General features: G+C 59.7%; 21 protein-coding genes and 3 tRNA genes. 6 read left to right on the plus strand and 18 right to left on the minus strand.

Annotated features, from left to right (window positions below; genetic code table 11):
- Positions 1-16 precede the first annotated feature (16 nt).
- Positions 17-102, minus strand: a tRNA-Leu gene (locus DTI93_RS03485).
- Positions 103-194: 92 nt separating this feature from the next.
- Here DTI93_RS03485 and lipB point away from each other — a divergent pair.
- A complete protein-coding gene (lipB, locus tag DTI93_RS03490) occupies positions 195-887 on the plus strand; it encodes a lipoyl(octanoyl) transferase LipB (RefSeq protein ID WP_249079655.1) in 693 nt (230 codons plus the stop codon).
- Here the strand turns inward: lipB and DTI93_RS03495 are convergent.
- Positions 871-1,503, minus strand: a complete 633-nt coding sequence (locus DTI93_RS03495) for an outer membrane lipoprotein carrier protein LolA (RefSeq protein ID WP_227449710.1) — start codon at positions 1,501-1,503, stop codon at positions 871-873. The two genes, lipB and DTI93_RS03495, sit on opposite strands and share 17 nt — an antisense overlap.
- Positions 1,500-1,781 carry a BolA family transcriptional regulator gene (locus DTI93_RS03500; RefSeq protein ID WP_227431452.1) on the minus strand — a complete coding sequence of 94 codons (282 nt, stop codon included), beginning with the start codon at positions 1,779-1,781 and terminating at the stop codon, positions 1,500-1,502. Before DTI93_RS03500 ends, DTI93_RS03495 begins: the two co-directional genes overlap by 4 nt.
- Positions 1,782-1,923: 142 nt before the next feature.
- Here DTI93_RS03500 and DTI93_RS03505 point away from each other — a divergent pair, with 142 nt between their 5' ends.
- From DTI93_RS03505 to DTI93_RS03520, 4 genes are all read left to right on the plus strand, one after another.
- Positions 1,924-2,532 (plus strand): J domain-containing protein, encoded by a 609-nt coding sequence (locus DTI93_RS03505; protein ID WP_249079657.1) that lies wholly within the window; start codon positions 1,924-1,926, stop codon positions 2,530-2,532.
- Between the two features lie 127 nt (positions 2,533-2,659).
- Positions 2,660-3,628, plus strand: a complete 969-nt coding sequence (locus tag DTI93_RS03510; protein WP_249079658.1) for an AAA family ATPase — start codon at positions 2,660-2,662, stop codon at positions 3,626-3,628.
- A gap of 5 nt (positions 3,629-3,633) precedes the next feature.
- Positions 3,634-5,460 (plus strand): cobaltochelatase CobT-related protein, encoded by a 1,827-nt coding sequence (locus DTI93_RS03515; protein ID WP_249079659.1) that lies wholly within the window; start codon positions 3,634-3,636, stop codon positions 5,458-5,460.
- 54 nt (positions 5,461-5,514) lie between these two features.
- Positions 5,515-6,411, plus strand: a complete 897-nt coding sequence (locus DTI93_RS03520) for a hypothetical protein (protein WP_248460746.1) — start codon at positions 5,515-5,517, stop codon at positions 6,409-6,411.
- Between the two features lie 39 nt (positions 6,412-6,450).
- Here DTI93_RS03520 and dnaE read toward each other — a convergent pair whose 3' ends face one another.
- The 15 genes from dnaE to DTI93_RS03595 form a co-directional block, all read right to left on the minus strand.
- Positions 6,451-9,879, minus strand: coding sequence for a DNA polymerase III subunit alpha (gene dnaE, locus DTI93_RS03525; protein WP_249079661.1), 3,429 nt, complete (start codon positions 9,877-9,879; stop codon positions 6,451-6,453).
- A gap of 47 nt (positions 9,880-9,926) precedes the next feature.
- Complete coding sequence (locus tag DTI93_RS03530) at positions 9,927-10,625, minus strand: ABC transporter ATP-binding protein (protein ID WP_043559924.1); 699 nt, start codon at positions 10,623-10,625, stop codon at positions 9,927-9,929.
- Positions 10,618-11,865 carry a lipoprotein-releasing ABC transporter permease subunit gene (locus DTI93_RS03535; RefSeq protein ID WP_043559921.1) on the minus strand — a complete coding sequence of 416 codons (1,248 nt, stop codon included), beginning with the start codon at positions 11,863-11,865 and terminating at the stop codon, positions 10,618-10,620. Before DTI93_RS03535 ends, DTI93_RS03530 begins: the two co-directional genes overlap by 8 nt.
- A gap of 2 nt (positions 11,866-11,867) precedes the next feature.
- Positions 11,868-13,184 carry a proline--tRNA ligase gene (gene proS, locus DTI93_RS03540; RefSeq protein WP_192848252.1) on the minus strand — a complete coding sequence of 439 codons (1,317 nt, stop codon included), beginning with the start codon at positions 13,182-13,184 and terminating at the stop codon, positions 11,868-11,870.
- Between the two features lie 12 nt (positions 13,185-13,196).
- On the minus strand, positions 13,197-14,855 hold the full coding sequence (locus DTI93_RS03545) for a ribonuclease J (protein WP_043559916.1): 1,659 nt from the start codon (positions 14,853-14,855) through the stop codon (positions 13,197-13,199).
- 18 nt (positions 14,856-14,873) lie between these two features.
- Entirely contained in the window at positions 14,874-15,707 is an 834-nt protein-coding gene (locus DTI93_RS03550) for a type III pantothenate kinase (RefSeq protein WP_043559914.1), read from the minus strand.
- A 10-nt stretch (positions 15,708-15,717) separates the two neighbouring features.
- On the minus strand, positions 15,718-16,467 hold the full coding sequence (locus DTI93_RS03555; protein WP_249079663.1) for a biotin--[acetyl-CoA-carboxylase] ligase: 750 nt from the start codon (positions 16,465-16,467) through the stop codon (positions 15,718-15,720).
- 20 nt (positions 16,468-16,487) lie between these two features.
- Positions 16,488-16,562: transfer RNA gene (locus DTI93_RS03560), tRNA-Val, on the minus strand.
- 92 nt (positions 16,563-16,654) lie between these two features.
- Positions 16,655-16,942, minus strand: coding sequence for an HU family DNA-binding protein (locus DTI93_RS03565; RefSeq protein ID WP_043559910.1), 288 nt, complete (start codon positions 16,940-16,942; stop codon positions 16,655-16,657).
- A gap of 126 nt (positions 16,943-17,068) precedes the next feature.
- Positions 17,069-19,672, minus strand: coding sequence for an endopeptidase La (lon, locus tag DTI93_RS03570; RefSeq protein WP_249079665.1), 2,604 nt, complete (start codon positions 19,670-19,672; stop codon positions 17,069-17,071).
- A gap of 171 nt (positions 19,673-19,843) precedes the next feature.
- Positions 19,844-21,106, minus strand: coding sequence for an ATP-dependent Clp protease ATP-binding subunit ClpX (clpX, locus tag DTI93_RS03575; protein WP_043559908.1), 1,263 nt, complete (start codon positions 21,104-21,106; stop codon positions 19,844-19,846).
- 69 nt (positions 21,107-21,175) lie between these two features.
- Positions 21,176-21,817, minus strand: coding sequence for an ATP-dependent Clp protease proteolytic subunit (locus tag DTI93_RS03580; protein WP_043559905.1), 642 nt, complete (start codon positions 21,815-21,817; stop codon positions 21,176-21,178).
- A gap of 149 nt (positions 21,818-21,966) precedes the next feature.
- Entirely contained in the window at positions 21,967-23,295 is a 1,329-nt protein-coding gene (gene tig / locus DTI93_RS03585) for a trigger factor (protein WP_043559902.1), read from the minus strand.
- Positions 23,296-23,362: 67 nt separating this feature from the next.
- Positions 23,363-23,447 (minus strand) — tRNA-Leu (locus DTI93_RS03590).
- A 146-nt stretch (positions 23,448-23,593) separates the two neighbouring features.
- Positions 23,594-25,072, minus strand: coding sequence for an NAD(P)H-hydrate dehydratase (locus DTI93_RS03595; RefSeq protein WP_249079667.1), 1,479 nt, complete (start codon positions 25,070-25,072; stop codon positions 23,594-23,596).
- A 60-nt stretch (positions 25,073-25,132) separates the two neighbouring features.
- Between DTI93_RS03595 and DTI93_RS03600 the strand changes: the two genes are divergently transcribed.
- Positions 25,133-25,576, plus strand: a complete 444-nt coding sequence (locus DTI93_RS03600) for a hypothetical protein (protein ID WP_043559900.1) — start codon at positions 25,133-25,135, stop codon at positions 25,574-25,576.
- Positions 25,577-25,736 lie beyond the last annotated feature (160 nt).

A 25,736-nucleotide genomic window follows, 5' to 3' on the forward strand; every position in this document is an offset into this window, starting at 1 on the left:
AATTGCAGAAGAAATATGGTGCGGCCGAGAAGACTCGAACTTCCACGGGGTTTCCCCCACAAGCACCTCAAGCTTGCGCGTCTACCATTCCGCCACGGCCGCTCCGTGATCAGCAGTCCCGTTTTCCCTCGTCTGAGGCGTGACCGCTTCGGTGAAATGGCCTATAGCCCATCAGAACAGGGAGGGCAATGGTCATGACACGGTTTTATAAAGAAATTATCTGGCAGGCGGATAAAAAACTCTGCCCATATCCCGAAGCCCTGTCCTTCATGCGCCAGCAGGTGGAGGCCATCCACCATCAGCAGGCCCCCCAACGTATCTGGCTGACAGAACACCCCCCCCTCTATACCGCCGGAACCTCTGCCAGGGCTGAAGACCTCATCAACTCTCAGGGCTATCCAACGTTCGAAGCCGGACGGGGTGGCCAGTGGACCTATCACGGTCCCGGACAACGCATCGCCTATGTCATGCTGGACCTCACGCAGCCGCACGGCCCCCTCCCCGCACGGGACATACGGGCCTTCGTCCAGCTGCTGGAACGCTGGCTCATCATGAGCCTTCAGGAGCTGGGAATTGACGCCTTCACCCGAGAAGGCCGTATCGGCGTCTGGTGTTTCGATAGGGAAAGCGGGCTGGAAACTAAGATCGCCGCTCTGGGAATCCGTGTCACACGCTGGGTCAGCTGGCACGGAATTTCACTGAATGTCTCGCCACGACTCAGTGACTTTGACGGGATCATCCCCTGCGGCATCCGGGACTATGGCGTGACCAGCCTGCAACGCTTCAACCCAGCCCTACAGATGGAAGATGCCGACAGGGCCCTGTTGAAAAGCTGGACGGCCCTGTTCGGCCCTGTGATCCATCCAGCTGCTACTCCGGCAGACTGAAGCTGCTTTCGGAAACAGGCTGGTTCTCCTGCACGTCGAACAGGGAGAGACCAAAATGATGGTGACGGGCATCCACCCCCTGTATGCCAACAAGGGTCAGATGGCCACGCACGTCAGAAAACTGGAGGGTCAGCAGCCCCTGGGAAGGATTGTCAGCCTCTGCCACGGAAAGCTGGAGCGATTCTGTCCCACGGGAGACATTCGTCACCTGAACATCCCTGTCAAAACTGACAGGATGACGGAGCAGAAGTCCGAGCGGATTCCGCTTGAGAGAGAGGTGCGTCACGGCACCATTATCAGCATTCCGGAGGACAAACCGACCATCACGGGCCACGGCCCTCATGGCATGAGGAACCTCATACACCATCTCGAACCGTCCGGGCACATAGGTGAAATGTCCATCCCCCTGCTGCTGGGCCGGGCCATCCTGCACAAATGACGCCTGGAGGGACGACAACCCGTTGAGATAGGTCTCCACCCGACGGATATCGTGCCTGTCATTCGTGACAAGATGATCATAGCCTGATGTGGCACACCCCGTGAGACCAGAAACAGCCAACGGAGCCGCCACCATGCCGGCCCAGAACAGCAGGCTGCCTGCCATCATGCGCTTCATGGCTGGCTCTCCCCTTCCAGAGACAGGGAGAGGGCATGAAGGCCCGTCTGGAACTCCCCGGCCAGCAGGTCATTCACAAGCCTGTGTCGGGCTAGGGTCTTCATCCCGTCAAACCGGCGGCTGACGACATGCAGATGATAATGCGTCTCGCCCACCTGCTCCGGCCCCCGGCTTTCCTGGGCCTGGGTACGCATGGCTGCATGATGCCGGTGGCGTGCACTGTCATCCCGTATCTCCAGTATGGACGGGCTCAGGGCCTCCTCCAGTACTGCCCTCATGCGGTCGACTCTTTTCATCGGTTTTCTTCCACGCTCATCCACGGAGTTACAGGTTCCATCTGTCCTGCCCATAACAGGAATCTTTCCCCACCAGGAAAAGGATGCTTGCATCCATGCCAGACCTCTCCCCATATCGTCCATCATGCAATGCAAACCATCCAGACACAAAGCCTTCGCACCGGACCCGGACGCCCCCCAGCAATGCTGCGACCACCCGGACTGTGACAGGCCGGCAGGGTACCGGGCCCCCCGGGGGCGGGACAACCTGCGCAGCTATTACTGGTTCTGCCTGGAGCATGTCCGCCAGTACAATGCCAGCTGGGACTATTACCGGGGCATGACGCCGGGGCAGATCGAACGCCACCTGCGGGAAGATACCTCCTGGCAGCGCCCTTCATGGAAGATGGGCACGCCAGGCAACGATTCGGCACGGGCTTCCTTCACACTGGATGATCTGCATGACCCTCTGGACATCCTGAACCGGCACCGTCGCCCTTCCCGGGCAACCGAAACGAGACGGCAGGCCCCGCCAGCCCTACGTGAGCCCCTGGCCCAGCTTGATCTTGAATGGCCGACCACGCTTGAAATCATCAAGACCCGCTACCGTGTCCTGGCCCGCCGTTATCACCCTGATGCCAACAGGGATGACCCAAAAGCGGAAGAACGCTTCAAGGTCATCGGAACGGCCTACGCCACATTGCGGGACCATTTTGCCAACAGCACCGAGCAGGCAACGGCCGGAGCCGGATAGCTGCCTTGCCTTCCCTGCATCTTTTCATGACCGGGTGATTGTGTAATCGTACCTGTAGAGTCCTTAATAGGATAGACACTCATTCGGTCTTCCATGTACCACCCTACTTAGTGACAGGAATCATGTCATGGCTCTCCCTTCAGCACAGTCCCTCTCCGAGACACTGCCCCAGACACCTGACAGCCTGAAAGCCGCCCGGGAGCTGTTTGGGCTCGACCTTGATCTCGAAGTCCCTGTCTGGTCACAGAAGACGGACCATGTCCCCGAGATCGACTCCGCCTACCAGTTCGACCGGGATACGACCCGGGCCATTCTGGCCGGTTTCATGCATAACCGCCGTGTTCTGGTGCAGGGCTTTCACGGGACCGGAAAATCCTCCCATATCGACCAGATCGCCGCACGGCTGAACTGGCCCTGCGTCCGCATCAATCTCGACAGTCACATCTCCCGCATCGACCTCATCGGCAAGGACGCCATCACGCTGGAAGATGGCAAGCAGGTCACGGAATTCCGTGAAGGTCTGCTGCCATGGTGTCTCCAGAATCCATGCAGCCTGATCTTTGACGAATATGATGCCGGACGGCCCGATGTGATGTTCGTCATCCAGCGCGTGCTGGAAGCCAACGGGGCCCTGACCCTGCTGGACCAGAACCGCGTCATCCACCCACATCCGTCTTTCCGCCTCTTCGCCACGGCCAACACGGTCGGGCTGGGCGATACAACAGGGCTGTATCACGGCACCCAGCAGATCAACCAGGGCCAGATGGACCGCTGGAACATTGTCACCTCCCTGAATTACCTGCCCAAGGAACAGGAAATCCGCATCATCAAGGCCAAGATGGGCGATGCTCTGGAGGAGACCCTCATCGGCCAGATGGTGGAACTGGCCGACCTGAGCCGTGCCGGTTTCATGAACGGGGACATCTCCACCGTCATCTCCCCCCGGACGGTCCTCTCCTGGGCAGAAAACATCACGATCTTCAATGATGTTCCCTTCGCGTTCCGCCTGAGTTTCCTCAATAAATGTGATGAAGCCGAACGCAGCATCGTGGCTGAATATTATCAGCGCTGCTTCAACTCCTCGCCGCTGGGTTAAGTCTCATGTCCGATCCGCACGAACTCTTCCGCAAGGCAACTTTTGCCACGCAGCGCGCCCTGAGTGGTCATCAGGATGTTCCCATGACACCCGCTCTGGCTTCTCTGGAGCGTGCGGCTCTCACTCCCGAGGACAAGACCTATATCCGGGGGGCCACCGATGCCGTGGCCCTGCGCCAGCGTCACCACGACCCGGAAAAACGCATCACCATCCCCGATGCCCAGACCCAGACCATCACCGATGGCATGGAGCAGGCCCGTTGTGAGGTCTATGGGGCCCGCCACATGGCCGGGGTGCAGGCCAATCTGGAAGACTATCTGGGGCGGCGGCTTCATGCCCTCAACAGCGCAAAAATGATTGTGCAGGACGACATGCCCATGCCGCTCGCACTGGAACTGCTGACGCGGGAGGCCCTCTCTGGCCGCAAACTGCCGGAAAGCATGACCGGGCCGGCATTGGCCGCATGGCGCCAGTCCCTTACCCCCAGGGCCCGGGAGGCTCTGGCCCGTCTGGCTGACGTGCAGAACGACCAGACACGCTTCAATGAAGCCTCCCAGCGTTTCGTGCATGTTCTTACCTTGAAGGAGACAGGCGAAGCCGAAGAAGAGCCGGACCCTTCAAAATCCCGTGGGCAGAGCCAGGACGACCAGACAGAAAGTGGCGAATCCTCTGCCCCTGACCCGGACGGGCAGGAAGAAGAAGACAGCACGGCTGAAGATGCCCAGGCAGCCCTGAGCGACGATTCCGACGAATCAGCAAACCCGGAAGGTCTGTCCTCTGATGAGATGGAAGCCATCCTGACAGAGGGTGAAAATGGATACGAACAGCCAGCAGGTCCTTCTGCCCAGCCGGAAGAGGAACGGCCCTGTCCCGTAAAGGGGCTTGGGGGCTATCAGGCCTATACGCAGGAATTTGACGAAGAGGTCCATGCGAGCGATCTCTGCGACCCGGCCGAGCTGGACCTGCTCCGTGAAAGACTGGATGAGCAGCTCCAGCAGACGCAAGGTTTTGTTTCCCGTCTGGCCCATCGACTGCAACGGAAGCTGCTGGCCCAGCAGCAGCGTCGCTGGCATTTCGATCAGGAAGACGGCATCCTTGATGCAGCCCGTCTGCCCCGCATCATCAGCAACCCCTCCCTGCCACTCTCCTACAAGCAGGAAGGCAAGATCGACTTCCGGGACACGACCGTCACACTGCTGATCGACAATTCAGGCTCCATGCGGGGCCGTCCCATCACGACAGCGGCCATCTGTGGGGACATTCTGGCCCGCACGCTGGAACGTTGCGGCATCAAGGTCGAGGTTCTCGGGTTCACCACACGGACATGGAAGGGCGGAGAAAGCCGTGTGAAATGGACACAGGACGGCAGGCCACCAAAACCGGGACGGTTGAATGATCTACGCCATATCATCTACAAATCGGCAGACACGCCATGGCGGCGGGCACGCCGCAACATCGGCCTCATGCTACGGGAAGGCCTGCTGAAAGAGAACATCGATGGCGAGGCCCTTCTCTGGGCATGGAAACGCCTGAAACACCGTCCGGAACATCGTCGTATCCTCATGGTGATTTCCGATGGCGCACCAGTCGATGACAGTACCTCCTCCGCCAATGGGCCAGAATATCTGGACCTGCATCTGCACCGTGTCATCCATCAGCTGGAAAATGATCCATCCGGGGAACTGCTGGCCATTGGCATCGGTCATGACGTCACACGATATTACGCCAACAGCGTAACCATCAGTTCAGCCGAAGACCTGGGGGACACCATGGTAGCCCAGCTAACAGCCCTTTTTGCCCCACGCTCTGCCCGACAGGGACGGAGAGGATAATTTTCCTCTCCCCCATTGTCAGGCGCCCCGGACTCCGCCACTCTCAAAAACATCATGCGACATCATCCTGCCCGTCCTTTCCGCACGCTGGCCGCTGCAGCCAGCCTCTCCCTGCTGGCATTGAGCAGCCAGTCCCTCCTGCCCACGGCAGCGGCCGATACGCTGCCGCACCTTTCGGCGGACTGTTTTACCTACTCTCCCGGCCAGGTCATCAGGACCGGCCATGGCGTAACCATCCAGGGCATGAAAGCCGAGCTGACAGGCACGCAGCACCGCATCTCGGTCGTCTCCGCCACGGCTGTTGATCATAAGCAGAAAATGGATGAGGCCGCCCTGACCCGCCTCAATGCGGCGGTCGCCTATGCTGCCCTGACAGCCTATCACCGTGGCATGACGGATGTCTGCTCTACACAGCCTCTGCCCGAAGTGGAAGAGGTGAAAAACACCCTGCCGGAACTGCACTGGAGCGGCATCACCATGACCCGGCCAGACCGGGTCTCCACCGCCAGCTCGGCACATGTGAATGTCCTCAGCACCACACCGACCATTCATGTCGTGTTTGATGCCAGTGGTCTTCATTCCCCCGGCGCCATCCTGCTGCCACCGACCCTGTCTGGCGATGTCAGCTTCACACCGGCAGCCCAGCCCCCCTATCATCTGACCATCAACAGGTTCCAGACCGTCATCAACGGCAGCGATGTGACTGGAACGGGCACGGTCGTGGCAGGTGAAGGAACAAAAAACCTCAAGGCGGATGTTCACCTTTCCATTGGGCGGATCGGCGAAATGATCGATCGGGTCAACAGGGTAGCCCCGACAGAACTCAAAGCCGCCCTGCTCATTGCCCGCTTCATGAGCGCCAGAGAGCCCGACCACCATGTTGGCTGGCACATCGTCGTGAAGAATGGCACCGTCAAGGTCAATGGTGTCGAACTTCCCATCCCCTTCTGATGCCACAGCGCCCCGCCCTGACAGGCGGGGCTTTCTGTTTCAGGCCTGTTCCAGCTTTCTGATTCCTTCCAGTGTGTGCATCTGCTCCGCCAGACGGGGCGTGACACGATAGAAACCCGGCAGCCTGATCTCAATCGCCTGCGTCTCCTCAAGAGTAGGCAACAGCACGACACGCCCCCGCCCGCCCCTGACCTCTGCCAGCATGTCATGAAGGGGGGCCAGAGCTGCCTCATCATCAATCCAAATACGCAGCTCTCCCTGCTCATTGGCTGCGGCTGTTTCCAGGTCCTGCACGCTATTGGCCGTGATGCGCAGGGCATCTCCATCCAATTTCAGCTCCGCCTGCACCAGGACAGCCTGCCCAGCCACAAGCATGTCCCGGCAACTCTGCAATGTTTCCGAAAATAACGTGACTTCGCAGCCACCGCTGGCATCCGTCAGGGTGACCCATGCCATCTTCTTGCCGGTCTTGGTGGGACGCTCCTTCTTGTCCACCACACAGCCCGCAATGGAAACACGTGATACACCCTGATGCGCCCTGCTCTCCAGCTGGAGAGCAGGCGTGATCCCCAGTCGGCGCAGCACCTGCCTGTAAGCATCCAGCGGATGGGCACTCATATGGAACCCGATTACCCCGGCCTCATGAGAGAGACGCTCAAAATCCGGCCAGGGACGGACCTTCTTCAACCGCAGGACCTCCCGCAGGCTGCTATCGACACCCCCACCGAACAGACCGGCCTGTCCCACTTCCTTCTCCTGCGCCCGGGACTGCGCCCGCCGCAGGATGATCTCCGCACTGGCAAACACGGTGTGACGGTCTGGCTCCAGACTGTCGAACGCACCTGCCTTGGCCAGACTCTCCATCTGTATCTTGTTGATGTGCCGGGAATCACACCGTTCGGCAAAATCGGTGAGATCGCAGAACGGCTTTTCTCCACGGTCCCGCACCAGCCCTTCCATAGCCACGAAACCAACCCGCTTGACCGCTGCCAGGGCGTAACGGATGCCCAGCTGCCCGTCCTCCATCCTCTCGATGGAAAAATCGGCCTGGGATTTATTGATGTCCACCGGCAGGACAGGGATCCCCATGCGTCTGGCTTCCTGGCAGAGAGCCGCCAGCTTTTCCGTCTTTTCCCGTGCCAGAGACATGCAGCCTGCCAGGAAGGGAACAGGATGGTTCGCCTTCATCCAGGCCGTCTGATAGGACACGAAGGCATAAGCGGCAGCATGAGACTTGTTGAAGCCATAATTGGCGAATTTGGCCATGAGGTCGAACACCTCTTCGGCTTTCTCGGCAGGGATGCCCCTCTTCGTAGCCCCTTCGCAGAAAATGGCCCGCTGTTTCTCCATCTCCGAGGCGATCTTCTTGCCCATGGCCCGCCGCAGCAGGTCGGCCCCGCCAAGGCTGTAGCCTGCCATCTTCTGGGCAATCTGCATCACCTGTTCCTGATAGACCATGATGCCGTAGGTCTCTTCCAGAATCGGGCGGATTTCCTCGTGAGGCGGCTCCCACGGTGCCCCATGCTTGCGGCGGCAATATTCAGGAATGTTTTCCATCGGGCCGGGGCGGTAGAGCGACACGCCGGCAATCAGGTCTTCCAGACGGCTGGCAGCCATCTGCTTGAGCATGTCCCTCATGCCCGCCCCTTCGAACTGGAACACACCCGCCGTGTCTCCCCGGGCCATCATCTCGAAGGTTTTCTTGTCATCCAGCGGAATATGAGAGAGGTCCACCTCTTCCCCCAGCTCCCGCAGGAAATCGACCCCCCGCTTGAGAATGGTCAGGGTCGTCAGCCCCAGAAAGTCGAACTTGACCAGCCCGGCCTGCTCCACAAACTTCATGTTGTACTGGGTGACCAGCATCTCACTTCGTGGATCGCGGTAGAGAGGCACAAGCTCCACAAGATCACGGTCCCCGATCACCACACCGGCCGCATGGGTCGAGGCGTGGCGGTACAATCCCTCCAGCTGAAGGGCGATCTCCAGCAGGCGGCGGATCATCTCATCCGTGTCCCGCATCTCCTGAAGCCGGGGTTCTTCCTCAATGGCCTGGGCCAGTGGTGTCGGTTTGGCCGGATTGTTGGGGATCAGCTCCGCCACACGGTTGACCATGCCATAAGGCAGACCCAGCACACGCCCTACGTCCCGCACGGCCGCCTTGGCCTGGAGTTTCCCGAAGGTGATGATCTGCGCCACACGCTCGTGGCCATATTCATTCCGCACGTAGCGGATGACCTCATCCCGCCGGTCCTGACAGAAATCGATATCAAAGTCCGGCATGGATACACGTTCGGGATTCAGGAACCGCTCGAAAAGCAGCCCGAACGGAATGGGATCAATATCCGTGATGGTCAGCGCATAGGCTACCAGTGATCCAGCACCGGACCCACGCCCCGGACCCACCGGAATGTCATGCGCCTTGGCCCACTGGATGAAGTCCGCCACGATGAGGAAGTAACCGGGGAAGCCCATATCGGCTATGATTTTCAGCTCGGTCTCCAGCCGCTCCTCGTACTCGGCCCGACGGTTCTCCCCATCCTTCATGACAGCCAGACGTTTCTCCAGCCCTTCCTGCGCCATGGCCCGCAGGGTTTCCTCTTCCGTGCTGCCTTCACGAACTTTCGGACAGACAGGCAGGAGCGGCTTGCGGGTATTCACCGCCACGGCACAGTGACGGGCGATCACCAGCGTATTGTCGCAGGCCTCCGGCAGGTCATGGAAGAGCTTCCGCATTTCATCCGGAGTCTTGAACCATGCCTGACGGGAAACACGCCAGCGGTCTTCCTCCGCCATGGTACGCCCCTGGGCGATGCAGAGCAGCGCATCGTGCGCCTCATGCAGTTCCGGTCGGGGAAAGAAACATTCATTGGTCGCCACAAGCGGGAGGTCCAGCTCATCGGCCAGAGCGATCAGCTGCGGCTCCGTGATCTCCTCACCAGCTTCATCCAGCCGGTTGATCTCGACGGCCACATACCCCCCAAAGGCCTCCCTGAGACGCTCGAGCATCTGCTTCGCCGCAGCCCTCTGCTCCCCCAGCAGGAGCCGGTTGATCGGCCCCCGGTTGCCACCCGTCAACAGGAACAGCCCACCGGCACGGCTGCACAGCACGTCCAGCGGCATGGACGGGTCTGCCGAATCCCCATTCAGGAAGCCCTGCGTGGAAAGATACTGAAGATTCTCCAGCCCTTCTTCCGTCCGGGCCAGAACGACCAGCGGTTCCGCCGGGACACCGGGCCTGCCCGAAGCTGACGGCAGGGCCAGCTGGCACCCGATGATGGGCTGCACACCGGCCTTGCGGCAGCTCTGGGAAAATTCCAGCCCGCCAAACATGTTGCCGCTGTCCGTCAGGGCGGCGGCGGGCATGGCATTCTTTTTGGCCAGCTCCACAAGCTCGGAGACACGAATCGCCCCCTGGCTGAGGGAATAGGCGGAATGATTACGGAGATGGACAAAGCTGGCATAGGACATGCCGCCCATTTACCACGCCCCCACGCCGGGGCGGAACAGAAAACGCCCTACCCCTGAAAAGGAACGATCCGCCCTTCATCCAGCGTGACGGTACGGTCCATCGCCGCCGCCAGAGCCTCATTATGGGTGGCGATCAAAGCCGCCACGCCCTCTTCCCGCACCACACGCATCAGCTCGGCGAAGACGAGATCGGCGGTTTTCGTATCCAGATTGCCCGTCGGCTCATCGGCCAGCAGCAGGCTGGGCCGGTTCGCCAGCGCACGGGCGATGGCCGTACGCTGCTGCTCCCCACCGGACATGCGTCCCGGCAGAGCCTCCAGCCGATGGGACAGCCCAAAACGGACCAGCAGGTCTTCTGCCCGCTTCCGGGCCTCGGCAGGTTTCACGCCTGCCGCAAGCTGGGGCAGCATGACATTCTCCACGGCCGTGAATTCCCGCAGCAGATGATGGAACTGATACACGAAGCCGATTTCATCCCGCCGCAAGGCCGTCCGTCCCGCCTCGCCCAGTCTGGATGTGGCCTTCTCCCTGATAAGAACCTCTCCCCTGTCGGGGCGTTCCAGAAGGCCAGCCAGATGCAGCAGCGTGGACTTGCCCGTGCCGCTCGGGGCCACGAGGGCAACCAGCTCACCACTTTTCAGGGAAAGATCAGCCTCCCGGAGAATGTGCAGTTCTTCATCCCCGGAACGGAAGGACCGCCCCAGCTTCTCAAGCGTCAGAACCGTGGTCTGTTTCGTGTCACTCATGACGCAGGGCCTCCACCGGGTCGGTCTTCGCCGCACGCCATGAGGGATACAGCGTGGCCAGCAGGGACAGGGCCAGCGACAGCACGGCGACTTCCACAACCTGCGACCAGACCAGACGGGCCGGCAGCCGGGCCAGGAAATAGACCTCAGGATTGAACAGGTCCGTGCCCGTCAGGGATTCCAGAACGTGACGGATCCGCTCGATGTTCAGGGCGAAGCAGATGCCCAGCCCCGTCCCCACCACGGTCCCCACGACGCCAACAGACGCTCCGCACATGAGGAAAATGCGCATCACGCTGCCCCGGCTGGCTCCGAAAGTCCGCAGGACGGCGATGTCCCGTGTCTTGTCCTTGACCATCATGATGAGCGAGGAGATCACGTTGAAGGCCGCCACCAGAATGATGAGCGTAAGGATGAGGAACATCACGTTCTGTTCTACCGTCACGGCATCCAGAAAACCGTTGGCACTCTGTGTCCAGTCCAGCACCTGAAGACGGGGATCATTCAAGGCCTCCGTGATCTGGCGGCTGACCGGCCTGACATTCAGCGGGTCGGAGGTGCTGACCTGCATCAGCGAGACCCCGTCTCCCATCATCAGGAATTTCTGGGAGGCTGCCAGTGGCATGAGAATGATGTTGCTGTTGTAATCATTCCAGTTGGCATCAAAGACCAGGGCCACGTGCAGTTTCCGCACCCGTGGCATCGTGCCGAATGGCGTGGCCTGCCCGTTGGGCGAGAGAATGGTCAGCGACGAACCGACATGCAGCCCGGCCCGCTCGGCCAGCGTGACCCCCACGGCAACGGCGGAATCCCCTTGGAAGTCATCCAGACTGCCTTCCATGATTCCATCGCTGAGAGCCTTCCAGTTCCGCAGGTCCTCCTGTGCCAGCCCTTCCAGCATCGCCCCGGTGGAATAACGCCCCGCCTCCGCAAGGACCGTGCCCTGCGTCATGGGCAGGACCTGCGTCACGCCGGGCACCCTGCGGATCAATGCGGCATCATCCTTGTAGTCCCGGATGACCTGCCCATAGGCATAGACATTCAGGTCTCCATGCAGGCCGAGAATCCGGCCCATGAGGTCGGCCTTGAAGCCGTTCATCACGGCCATGACGATGATGAGCGTCGCCACCCCCAGAGAGATGCCGACAAGGGAGAACAGCGCAATGACCGACGCAAAACGCTCCCCCTTGCGGGCCCTCAGATAACGCAGGGCAACCGTTCGCTCAAACCGCCCGAACATGCTCAACCAAGCCCCAGTTTCGCCAGAGCTTCATCAAGAGGCAGTTCGCTGCGTTCGCCGGAGGCACGATGCTTCAGCTCCACCATGCCCGCCTTGGCCCCACGGGGACCGACAATGATCTGCCACGGATGACCCATCAGGTCGGCATCATTGAATTTCACCCCGGCACGGTCGGACCGGTCATCATAGAGCAGCCCTTCCGGGTCACGGCTGTAGATGGTTTCACAGAGCTGGTCGCACAGCTCATCACCAGGGCGGAGGTTGAGCAGAACCGCCCGATAGGGAGCCACCTCTTCCGGCCAGATGATCCCGGCTTCATCATGAGACGCCTCGATGATGGCTCCGACCAGACGGGACACCCCGATGCCATAGGACCCCATGTGCGGATGCAGGGGCGCACCATCGGCACCGCTCACTTCCACACCCATGGATTCGGTATATTTCGTGCCGAAATAGAAGATGTGGCCGACCTCGATGCCCCGGCCACCACGACGGCGGTCTTCCGGCACAGCCTCCCAGGCGGAAAGGTCATGTTTTTCATCCGTGGCGGAATAGGTCGTCTTCACGATCTCACGGAGTTTCTGAAGGTCTTCCTCCTTCTGCGGGTCCAGGCCGATGCTGTCCCAGTCAATCTCGTCCCAGCCAGCATCATAGAAGACCTCACTCTCCCCTGTCGGAGCAAGAACGAGGAACTCATGGCTCAGCTCGCCACCAATCGGCCCCGTATCGGCCGCCATCGGCACGGCCTGCACACCAAGACGGCGGAAAATCTTCAGGTAGGACAGCATGATGCGGTAATAGCTGCTCACCGCATCCTCATAGGACAGGTCGAAACTGTAACCGTCCTTCATGTAGAACTCACGGCCACGCATCACGCCGAAGCGGGGGCGGACCTCGTCCCTGAACTTCCACTGGATGTGGTAGAGCATCTTCGGCAGCTCACGGTAGGATTTCACCGTGCTGCCGAAAAGGTCCGTCACCATTTCCTCATTGGTCGGGCCGTAAAGCATCTCACGCCCGTGCCGGTCCTCAAGACGCAGCATCTCCGGTCCGTACGCATCATAACGGCCGGAACGCCGCCACAGATCGGCGGACTGAACGGTCGGCATCAGGATTTCCTGTCCGCCAATCCGGTCCTGCTCCTGCCGCACGATGGTGGCGATGTTCCGCAGGACACGCAGCCCGGCGGGCAGCCATGTATAGATGCCCGAGGATGTCTGCCGCACAAGCCCCGCCCGCAGCATCAGCCGGTGTGAGGCAATCTGCGCCTCGGCGGGGACTTCTTTCAGAGTAGGCTGGAATGCCTGACTTAACCGCATGTTCTTTTTCCCTCAGACGCGCAGGAGATGGACATCAACCAGCGGACGCTTCCGCAGCTTGCGGCCGAGTGCCCGCCGCAGGGCTGTGCGGGCCACATCCCGGAAGGCCTGATCGTCCTGACGGAATTCATCAGGAATCTCATCAATGGCATAGGCGAATTCTTCACGGATGCGGGTGCTTTCAGGGTCATCCCGCTCCAGAAGACCTGGTGCACTGATGCGTGGTTCGCCAATGACATAACCCTCATCATCCACGGCAAAGCTGGCCAGCACCACGCCATTGAAAAGCATCCGGCGACGGGCCGCCAGCACACCGCCCGTCATGGGCAGAAGGCGGTCACCATCCAGAGCCAGAAGGCCCGTCGGAGCCGTATCGACCACCTCGACCGGCCCCGGCCCCAGATTGAGGATGTCACCATCCTCCAGCAGCACGGCCTCAGCACCGGCCTCACGGGCCAAAGCCCCGTGGGCTGTCAGATGGCGCCATTCCCCATGGGTGGGAATGCTGTAACGGGGGCGAACAAGGCTGTAGAGATGGCGGATATCCCCACCCGTTGCATGGCCGGATGTATGCACCATGCCATCCTTGTCCGTCAGCACGGTCACGCCACGACGTGTCAGATTGTCCTGCACCGTCATGACGGCCTGCTCATTCCCCGGAATGACACGGGAGCTGTAAATCACCGTGTCCCCTTCCCCCAGGGAAATGGTGGAATGGGTATCACAGGCGATACGAGACAGGGCGGAGCGGGCCTCACCCTGGCTCCCCGTAATGATCATCAGCAGGTTTTCATCAGGAACATCCTTGATGTCATATTCCGTCAGGAAAGGCGGCAGATCGGCAAAGTAGCCACATTCCCGGGCGGCGGCCTCCAGATTGCGCAGGGAGCGTCCCACCACCATCACCTCACGGCCAGAAGCGAGCGCCGCCTTGGCGATGCTCTCCACACGGGCCACGTTACTGGCGAAGCACGTCACGGCCACACGTCCTTCCAGCCCGGCAATCATTTCCGTCAGGCCGACACGGACATCCGCCTCAGACTGGGACCGCCCCTCCTTCATGACATTGGTGCTGTCACCCACCATGGCCAACACGCCTTCATCACCCAATGCACGGAAGGCATCCTCGTCCGTCACGGGGCCGACAAGCGGAGTCGGGTCCAGCTTCCAGTCCCCGGTATGAATGACAATGCCATACGGACTGCGAATGGCGACGGACTGGGCTTCCACAATGGAGTGGGTTACCGGGATGAACTGGAGATCGAACGGCCCGACCTCAAACCGGGAACCCGGCATGATGATGTGGATGACGACCTGGTTCTGAAGGTTCGCCTCGCTCAGCTTGCGCCGCAGCACGGCCGCCGTGAACGGCGTGGCGTAGACAGGACAGCGCATCTGCCGCCAGAGATGAGCTACAGCCCCCACATGGTCCTCATGGGCGTGGGTAATGACCAGCCCGTGCAGACTGTCTTTCCGTTCTGCGATGAAGGTCGGATCGGACATCAGCACGTCGGCTTCCGGCGTATCATTGCCGGAGAAGCCGATGCCACAATCGATGGCCAGCCAGTGTTCCTCACCATTTTCGCGCAGGCGGTAGAGATTGAAATTCATGCCGATCTCGCCCGTCCCTCCCAAGGGAAGGAAGGCAAAATCACTCTTCTGGTCTGTCATAAACGCATCAGTTCCTGTTCAAGAATTATCAGGGTGCCCGAAGGCGGTATGGGCCTGTTGCCCGGAAAAATCGGTGATGAAACGGTCCCTGTTCTGCCCGGCCAGGAGGCGCAGTCCCTCCAGCGTCAGGTCGGGTGCCACTTCATCAAATAACGTTGTCCCCTCGGAGAAGAGCGGAGCCAGACCGCCCGTCGCCACAACCCGGGGACGTCCATCCATCTCACCGGCAATGCGGTGAACAATCCCTTCGACCAGACCTACATACCCCCAGAAGAGGCCTGATCGCATCGCAACACTTGTGCTGCGGCCTATTGCTTCCACCGGCCGGCCAACACTGACACGGGGCAGACGGGCCGCTGCCTGATGCAGGGCATCCATCGAGAGATTGACCCCCGGTGCAATCGCTCCACCGCAATAGCGGCCCCGAGCATCGACAACATCGAAGGTTGTCGCCGTACCAAAATCCACAACCACCAGCGGGCCCCCGCCGTAAAGCTGCCGGGCGGCAAGGCCGTTCAGCAGGCGGTCAGCCCCAAGCTCTGCCGGCGTATCCACCAGCACATCCATGTTCCAGTCCAGCTCATGATTGGCCACAAGAGGCTCCACATGCAGCCAGCTACGGCACAGGCGCCGCAGATCATACAACGCAGCCGGAACCACCGTCCCGATAATGGCCTGCGTTACACAATCCGGACCCAAACCTGCCCGTTCCATCAAGGCCAGCAGCCAGACGGCATATTCATCCGCCGTTCTGCGATCATCCGTCGAGATGCGCCAGCGTCCTACCCATGCTTCGCCATCATGAACGGCAAAAACCACATTTGTATTGCCAGCATCAATGACGAGCAGCACATCCCCTCCCTTACTCACAGATCACATCACCCGTCACGACCGAGGTCATGCCACCATCGTCCAGTGCGAGCAGAAGATGTCCCTGCGCATCAAGCCCGGCGAATTGTCCTGCTACTTCCCTACCATGTCTTCGAAGGATCAGTCGAGTACCCAGAGGATGAGCACGCTCCATCCAGCTCTCCCAGATCACACCGTTGCCCTCACGCTGCCAACGTTCCATCCATCCATCGAACGCTCGCACGATGGCCTGGGCGCAGGCCTGGGCATCCGGCGGAGAGCAGACCTCGGAAAGGGCTGCGAGTGTCCGGCCTTCCATGATCGGAGCCTGCCGCAGATTGGCCCCCATGCCTATGACCGCCCAACAGGGCAGCCCCTTTGCCCCGGCTGCCAGAAAACCGGTTTCAATCAGAATACCTGCCATTTTCCGGCCTGAAAGCAGAAGATCGTTCGGCCATTTCAGCCATAGCGAGGCTGAAGCCTCCCCCGACAGATCCGCTGCGGCCACGAGCCCATCACGAAGGGCCAGAGCCACCATATAGGGCAGAACCGCCCGCATGGCCTGATTTTCGGAAAAACGGAAAAGAAAGGAAAATGCCAGATTTCCCTCGCCACTCTGCCAGCTACGCCCCCGGCTTCCCCGGGCTGCGCTCTGTCGCTCTGCCACAACGGCCAGCCTGTCTTCTTCGCCGGCTTCAGCCCGTTCCCGACAGAGATCGGAAGTGGATGCCAGCGTTTCATGATATTCGAAACGCCAGGTCATAAAAAAACTTGAATGTAAGATGGTGGGCAATGACGGGATCGAACCGCCGACCCTCTCGGTGTAAACGAGACGCTCTACCGCTGAGCTAATTGCCCGCCCCGGTTTATAGGCAAAAGCCTCACGGAGCGCAACGGGGAATTCTCATTTTTTTTCAGAAAATTATCTTCCCCGTTTCCACGATGCCAGCTTACTTGCTGACGGCATCCTTCAGGCCCTTGCCCGGCTTGAAACGCACGGACGTGGAAGCCGGAATGTCGATCTCTTCACCCGTACGCGGGTTGCGGCCCTTGGCAGCCTTGCGGGTGGCTGTCACGAAGCTGCCAAAGCCTACCAGGCGAACTTCCTGCCCCTTGGCCAGGGTCTTCTCGATGGTGCCGAACACGGCATCCACGACATCACCAGCCTTCGCCTTGGGAAGATCAGCAGCCTCGGCAACGGAAGCAATGAGTTCCTGCTTGTTCAGAGGTTTCTCCATGGTAAGCCTTTCAACGTTTGGTGAGACAGCCTCGCAAAGAGGCCAGAATCACATATTGCGATTTACACCTGCACTATGAAGCGGTTTTCGTCCGCGTCAACAGCCTGAAGCCAAGAATACCCTTACTTAATGTTGAATTGAGCGAGAAATTCCTTCCCCGTTCACTTTCTTGGCACTCCTGCCCGCCATCTGCCCCGCTGCCAAAGCCTTCGGCGGCTCTGTCAAGGCAATATTCAGCACTTCATCCATATGCTGGACGGGAATGATCTGTAACCCTTCTTTCACATTTTCAGGAATCTCAGCCAGGTCCTTGACATTCATTTCCGGGATGAGAACCGTCTTGATGCCAGCCCGCAGAGCTGCGAGCAGCTTCTCCTTCAACCCACCAATCTCCAGAACACGGCCACGCAGGGTCACCTCCCCCGTCATGGCAACATCATGCCGGACCGGGATGCGTGTCAGCACACTGACGAGAGACGTGGTCAGCGCTGAACCCGCAGAAGGGCCATCCTTCGGCACGGCCCCCTCTGGCAGGTGCACGTGAATGTCCGTTTTCTCAAGCACGGCCGGGTCGATACCGAATGTCTCGGCACGGGACTTCACATAGGAGAAAGCCGCAGACACGCTCTCCTTCATCACATCACCAAGCTTGCCGGTATGACGGATCGTGCCCTTGCCCGGCATGGTCAGGCTCTCGATGGTCAGGATCTCTCCGCCAACCTGTGTCCAGGCCAGGCCCGTCACGATACCGATCTGATCCTCCTGATCAGCCTCACCATGACGGTAACGTGGGACACCGGCATAAACCTCCAGCGTCTCTGGCGTCACCTCGATCTTTTTCACCTTGCCAGACAGAATCTCACGCACGGCCTTACGCGCCAGACGGGCGATCATCCTCTCCAGACTGCGCACCCCGGCTTCCCGTGTATAAGACCGGATAAGCGCCAGAAGAGCCTCGTCTGTCACGTGCCATTCACCAGGCTTCAGATTATGCTCTTTCGCCTGCTTGGCCAGCAGATGCCTCTTGGCGATCTCCAGCTTCTCCTGTTCCGTATATCCAGAAAGGCGGATGATCTCCATGCGGTCCAGCAACGGCTGGGGCATGTCGAGAGAATTGGCCGTGGCGATGAACATGATGTCAGAAAGATCATATTCCACCTCGAGGTAATGGTCCCCGAACGTGTTGTTCTGTTCCGGGTCCAGCACCTCCAGCAGGGCGGAAGACGGATCCCCCCGCCAGTCCGACCCCAGCTTGTCCACCTCATCCAGCAGGAAGAGTGGATTGCTCACCCCGGCCTTCTTGATACCCTGGACAATCTTGCCCGGCATGGCACCGATATAGGTCCGTCTGTGACCACGTATCTCGGATTCATCCTTCATCCCCCCAAGGGAAATGCGGACATATTTCCGCCCTGTCGCCCTGGCGATGGACCGTGCCAGAGAGGTCTTGCCAACACCCGGAGGGCCAACCAGACAGAGGATCGGCCCCTTCAGCTTCTTCGCACGGCTCTGGACGGCCAGATACTCGAGGACACGTTCCTTGATCTTCTCCAACCCATAGTGATCAGCCTCAAGAACGTCTTCCGCCTTCTGGAGGGATTTTGCCAGTTTGGAGCGTTTCTTCCATGGCAGGCTGACCAGCCAGTCCAGATAACTGCGGACCACTGTGCCCTCGGCAGACATGGGGCTCATGCTCCGCAGCTTTTTCAGCTCGCCACGGGCCTTCTCCCTGGCTTCCTGGCTTAGCCCCTGCGTTTCGATCTTCTCTTCGATCTCGGCAAGTTCGTCACGGCCATCCTCGCCTTCACCCAGTTCTTTCTGAATGGCCTTCATCTGCTCATTCAGATAATACTCCCGCTGGGTTTTCTCCATCTGCTTCTTCACACGGCTGCGGATACGCTTCTCCACCTGAAGAACGTCTATTTCCGCTTCCATCCCCGCAAAGACACGCTCCAGCCTCTCCTCCACGGAGAGGGTTTCCAGCAGCTCCTGCCGTTCCGGAATCCGCAGGTTGAGGTGGCTGGCAATCGTATCCGCCAGACGGGACGGATCCTCCAGATGGCTGACCGAGGCCAGTACCTCCGGCGCCACCTTCTTGTTCAGCCGGGCATAATCCTCAAACCGTTTTACGGCAGAACGGGCCAGAGCTTCACGTTCCCCACCACGGGCACCCAGCTCATCAGGAAGGTCTTCCACAGAGCTCTGAAAATAGCCATCCTGCTCCTTCAGGCCAACAAGACGGACACGGCGCAGCCCTTCCACCAGAACCTTCACCGTACCATCGGGCAATTTCAGAAGCTGGAGGACGCTGGCAACCGTCCCGATGCGGAACACATCATCAACAGTCGGCTCATCTTTGCCCACATCTTTCTGGGACACGAGAATGATCTCACGGACATCCTCCGGCATCTGCTCCAGAGCATGGATTGATTTCTCACGTCCCACAAAGAGTGGAACAATCATGTGTGGGAAGACGACAATATTCCGCAGGGGCAGCACCGGCATGACAGGCGCTTCCTTCCGGGGCGACTGAACGGCCACTGTAGCCTTGCCGCTTTCAGCCTTGGAGGACGCAGCCTTCCTGCGAGGAGCCGCAGAAGCCTTGGCCTCTCCATCTTTACGGGTAGCAGACGTGGAAGCCGTACGCCGCGTCCGGGCGACGCTACCCTTGTCGGCATCCTTGGCAGCAGTCTTGCGGCGGGCTGTCTTTGGTTTCTTTTCGTCACTCATGCTTCAGGATCTCCATAACGGACGATCAAACCCCCGCCGCCCTGAAAAAGTGGCACGGCAAGGGGCTCTTTCATTCTGTATCTCTATGTGGGGTATCAAGGCACAAGGGACAATACCCCTGGCGCTGCGAAGCGCTGGCAGATGATGGAAATCTGCCAGCATCCGCCTCTTTCAGTCCGCCTGTTTTTCTTCCTCAGCCTGCTGGCCATGAACATAGACAGGCTCTGCACGGCCTTCCGCCACATCCCGGGTGACGACAACCTTGTCGACATTCTTCCGGCCTGGAAGGTCAAACATCGTTTCCATCAGGATTTTTTCCATGATGGAACGCAGACCCCGGGCCCCGGTCTGCCGCTCGATGGCACGGGCAGCAATCCCCTTGATGGCCTCTTCCTCAAACTCCAGCTCCACCCCTTCCATCTGGAAGAGACGCTGATACTGCTTGACCAGAGCATTTTTCGGCTCTGTCAGAATCTGGACGAGAGCGGCCTCATCAAGGTCATTCAGCGTGGCGATGACCGGCAGACGGCCAATGAATTCCGGAATCAGGCCGTATTTCATGAGGTCTTCCGGCTCGATATCCTTGAGGATATCTCCCAGCTTGCGGTCATCCTCGGAGCGCACATCCGCCCCAAAACCAATGCCACTGCCCTTGCCACGGGCACTGATGACCTTGTCCAGCCCGGCAAAGGCCCCGCCACAGATGAAGAGCATGTTGGTCGTATCGACCTGCACGAACTCCTGCTGCGGATGCTTGCGCCCTCCCTGCGGAGGAACGGAGGCCACCGTACCTTCCATCAGCTTCAGCAGAGCCTGCTGCACGCCTTCACCAGAGACATCCCGGGTGATGGACGGATTCTCCGCCTTGCGGGAAATCTTGTCGATCTCATCAATATAGACAATGCCACGCTGGGCACGTTCAACATTATAATCACAGGCCTGAAGCAGCTTGAGGATGATGTTCTCAACATCCTCTCCCACATAGCCAGCTTCTGTCAGTGTCGTGGCATCGGCCATGGTGAAGGGAACGTCCAGAATGCGGGCCAGTGTCTGGGCCAGCAGGGTCTTCCCCGTTCCCGTCGGACCGATCAGCATGATGTTGGCCTTGCCGATCTCGACATCACCAGCCTTTTCGGACTGCTCCAGCCGCTTGTAATGATTATGCACCGCCACCGAAAGCACCTTCTTGGCTTCACTCTGGCCAATGACATAATCATTGAGTATCTGGCAGATTTCCCGTGGAGTTGGCACCCCTTCACCACTGGTCACAGGGCCTGTGTTCCGCTCCTCACGGATGATGTCCGTGCACAGTTCAACACATTCATTACAGATGAATACGGTTGGCCCGGCAATGAGTTTCTTCACCTCATGCTGGGATTTCCCACAGAATGAACAATAAAGCGTATTCTTTGAATCGCTATCTTTTCCGCTCATTACAGCTCCTCAAACCCGTATGGGAGACGGGTATGTTCAGACCCCTGAATGCCCTGTTCAACAATCAGATCAGGCCCTTTTCTTCTCCGCGGGATGACGTGTCACAACCTCATCCACCAGCCCGAACTCCTTGGCCTCCGCAGCAGAGAGATAACGGTCACGCTCCAGCGCCTCCTCGATTTCCTCCAGCGCACGCCCTGTATGCTCACGGTAGATCTCATTCAGCCGGCGACGGATATGCAGGATTTCACGGGCCTGAATTTCGATGTCCGACGCCTGCCCCTGCGCTCCACCGGAAGGCTGGTGGACCATGACACGGGCATTGGGCAGGCAGAAACGGCGGCCCGCCTCACCGGCAGCCAACAGCAGTGACCCCATGGACGCAGCCTGACCGATACAGACCGTGCTGACCGGTGAACGGATATACTGCATGGTGTCGTACATCGCCAGACCGGCAGAAACGACCCCACCAGGGCTGTTGATATAGAAAGAGATTTCCTTGGTCGGGCTGACACTCTCAAGATAGAGCAGCTGCGCACAGATCAGAGACGAGACCTGGTCATAGACCGGGCCTGTCAGAAAAATGATACGCTCCTGCAAAAGCCGGGAATAGATGTCGAAAGAGCGCTCACCCCTTGAGGTCTGCTCCACCACCATTGGAACAAGAGTGTTATTGAACACGTCCAGAGGATTACGGTCTTCAATGCCCATAGGTATTTTCCTTTACAACTCCCCCTAGCCTAGCACACCCTCTTTGCCCGTGTCTTCGCACAGAATGGACTAATATCAGAGGAATCTTCCTGCCAAGAGCAAAAAAAAGGGGCAGCGGCTGCTGCCCCTTCCTTCCTCAGATGCAGCAATCAGTCAGCATCCGGAATGTTGGCCAGTTCCTCTGCCGTCACTTCCTTGTCGGTCACTTCAGCCAGCTCGATCAGATAATCGACGACCTTATCCTCAAGGATTGGCCCGCGCAGGGTATCGATGGCCTGAGGATTCTTCGTAAAGAACTCGAACACGGCCTGCTCCTGCCCCGGGTAACGGCGAGCCTCCTGCTGCATGGCAGAGAGCAGCTCTTCCTGCGAGACCTGGATGTCCTGCTTGCGGCCAAGCTCGGCCAGAAGCAGACCCAGCTTCACACGGCGCTCGGCAATCCTGCGATAGTCGGCCCGCAGGGTTTCCTCATCCTTGGCAGCATCCTTCTCATCAAGGCTGCCATTCTTGCGCTCAGCCTCGATACGGCTCCAGATCTGGCCGAACTCGGCATCCACCATGCTCTGCGGTGCCTCAAAGTCAACCTTCTCGGACAGGATGTCCAGCAGGTCCCGCTTGATGCGCATACGGGAAAGCTGCTTGTACTCGCCCTCTGCCTGCTCGGCAATCAGCTTGCGCATCTGCTCGACGCTCTCCAGCCCCAGAGACTTGGCAAACTCATCATCAATCGTCGGATCGACCGGCTTCTTCAGCGCATTGGCCTTGATCTCGAATGTAGCTTCCTGACCGGCGAGCTCCTTGGCCTGGTAATTCTCCGGGAAGGTCACCGTGATCGTGCGTTCCTCACCCGGCTTCATGCCTTCCATCTGCTCGGCAAAACCGGGGATGAAACCAGCACCGCCAATCTCGACATTGACATCCTCGGCCGTGCCACCATCAAACGGCACGCCATCCTTCTTGCCAACGAAATTGACGTTCAGCACATCACCCTTGCCAGCCGGACGGTTCTCATCCACCGTCTCGAACTTGCGGTTGCGCTGGGCAACCTCGGCCAGAGCCTTGTCCACAACCTCATCAGCAACTTTGGCACTGTAGCGGGTCAGCTTCGTGCCTGCCATGTCCGGGGTCGGGATTTCTGGCAGGATTTCCATCTCCAACGTGAATTCGAAGGGCTTGCCCTCAGTTCCACCAGAAACGATCTCAACCTTCGGCTGCATGGCCGGGCGGATGTCACGCTCTTCCAGCAGGGACTTCACGCTCTCCTGCACCAGCTTTTCCGTCACTTCCGCCTGGACGGATTCACCAAAGCGCTGCTTGACGACGGAGGCCGGAACCTTGCCCGGGCGGAAGCCGGGAAGCTTCACATCACGAGCCACTTCAGCCAGACGGGCATCGCAACGGCCCTGCAGGTCAGCAGCGGGAATAACTACGGTGAAGGACCGCTTCAGGCCTTCGGTGAGTGTGGGCGTAACCTGCATGAAACCGCTATTCCTTCTCTATGACAAGGGGATCATCGACATTGTTGTACTCAGGAGGAGACTGCCTTGGTGCGGGCGGAGGGACTTGAACCCCCACAGCTTGCGCCACCAGAACCTAAATCTGGCGTGTCTACCAATTTCACCACGCCCGCATGAACCATACGACCTGTTCTCCAGCATCCGCACCCCCTGACAGGCAGGCACGGACCCTTCATCAGTCTGCGGATTTAGCGCATGAGACAGGCATCGGCAAGGGTTTCTCTTTGCAAAGATGTCATTTCTGCCATGGGCGGTCCTGTTATTCTGCCCTCACGCACACACTGTCCCCTTCAGGCCTCTTGGAAGCCGCATGCCGGGCCGCCCCCAGCTCTCCAAAAAGGTCTTCCGGTACGATCCAGCCTGCTTTCCTGCGGGCAGCACGCCGTCCTGCCTCACCATGAACCCAGACAGCCGCCGCAGCAGCCTCCCAGGCGGGCAGCCCTGCGGCGAGAAAGGCCCCGACAAGCCCACTCAGCACATCCCCTGCCCCGGCAATGGCCAGAGCTGGCGTGGCGTGGACGTTGATGGACAAACGGCCATCCGGAGCCGCAATGACCGTATCAGCTCCCTTCAGAACAACCACGACACCCAACCGGGCTGCAGCGCGCCGTGCGGCCTCCAGACGGCTCCCCTCCACCTGCCCGAAAAGGCGGGAAAACTCACCCATGTGCGGCGTCATGACGGAAACCCCCTTCAGTCGCTCGGGGTGCCCGGCCGCCCATGACAGCGCACCGGCATCAGCCACGATTGTTCGACCAGACTTCTGAAGGCATGGCAGTGTCCGCTCCACCTCCTCCAGACACAGGCCGGGGCCACAGACCCAGACGTGCCGGCGCTCATCCTCCAGCGCCTGCTCCATGGGCTGTGCATCCACAATAGCAGCCGGTGAAGCGAGTCGGTACAGCGTGGCAGCCTCGGCTGGCACCGTAAGGCGGACAAGCCCGGCACCGACATGCCGGGCTGCCTCGAACGCAAACAAGGCGGCACCGTGCATGGCAGCACCACCACAGATGCTTACCACGCCCCGTCTGTATTTGTGGTCCCCAGGCCTCTGCGCCGGGAGCCGCCATAAACCCGGTGCATTCTCCCACAGCCGGACACTCTCCATCTGAATCATGGCAGCGGCAGGCGCCGCCAGATCGACGCAGACAACCTCACCACAGAGCGACCGCCCCGGTTCCAGCAGATGGCCCGGCCTTTTGCGGATCAGGGCAATGGTCATCCGGCAGGCTGCCACACGCCCCGAACACGCCCCTGTAGCACCGTCCAGACCAGATGGAACGTCAATGGCAATGATCTGCCGTGCCGCAGCAAAGAAATCTTCGACACATTCCGGCAGGGACCGGTTCATGCCAGCACCGAATACGGCATCAATCACCAGATCAGCCCGTCGGGCCTCTTCCTGCGTGAAAGCCACTACCGGCCCATGCCAGCGCTTTGCCATCCTGTCAGCCAGACTGCCAGGCTCAGGCGGATGCAGCACCGCCACGGACACAGGCCAGCCACGCTCAGCCAGATGACGGGCCAGCACATAGCCATCGCCCCCATTGTTCCCTGGCCCACAGGCCACCAGAGCCCGGCAGGGCCGGACATGCTGGCAGACAGCCCGGGCAGCCATCATGCCAGCTCTCTCCATGATTACAGGCAGAGTCGATGCCATGGCATGATCCATCCGCCGTGTATCCTCAGGAGCCAGAAGAGCCTGCGACAGGGCTTCCTGATACGGAAAACAGGACATAATGGAATCTTCCCTCTATAAGACGTGGCCAATCACTCAGTTACACGTTACGGATTGACCATGACCAGTTCCATTCTCTGGGGGCTCATCCTCGCCCTGCATCTCCTCTGCATCACCTACTGGGTCGGTGGCGCCATCTTCTGCCTCCAGTCCCGCCGCAGCGTCCGCCTGCTGGAAGCACAGCAGGCCAACACGGTTCTGCTTCAGACCTATGGCCGTTATCTCAAGGCGCTCTGCCACGTCGTCCCTGTGGCTGTCCTCAGCGGAATCGCCCTCATCATCCATGCAGGCGCCTATCTGCCTTGGCCGTTCCACCTCATGGCCTTCTGCGGGCTGGTGATGATCGTCATTTTCCTGAGCATGCTTTTCGGCCCACTGCGGGCAGCACGGCGTGCCATCCGCCCTCAGCCGCAGCTTTTCAGCTCCCTGCATCGGCGGGCAGCCCTCATGGCGCTGGCAGGCATCATCGCCATCATCGCCGGTGCTCTTGGTGGCGGCGCCTGACATCCAGCTCTCTTCACTGTGAGCGACCGCCTATTACCTTGCCAAAAACGGCATTTGACGATAACGGATATTAACGAACCGGAGAGGCTGATACCCTTCCTCTCCGGTTGCCTTTCATCTGCCCGACAGGCTGCCGGGCAGCCTGCCCTGTAACAGAAAC

It is taken from the genome of Parasaccharibacter sp. TMW 2.1884, assembly GCF_023337695.1.
Taxonomy (GTDB): Bacteria; Pseudomonadota; Alphaproteobacteria; order Acetobacterales; family Acetobacteraceae; genus Bombella; species Bombella apis.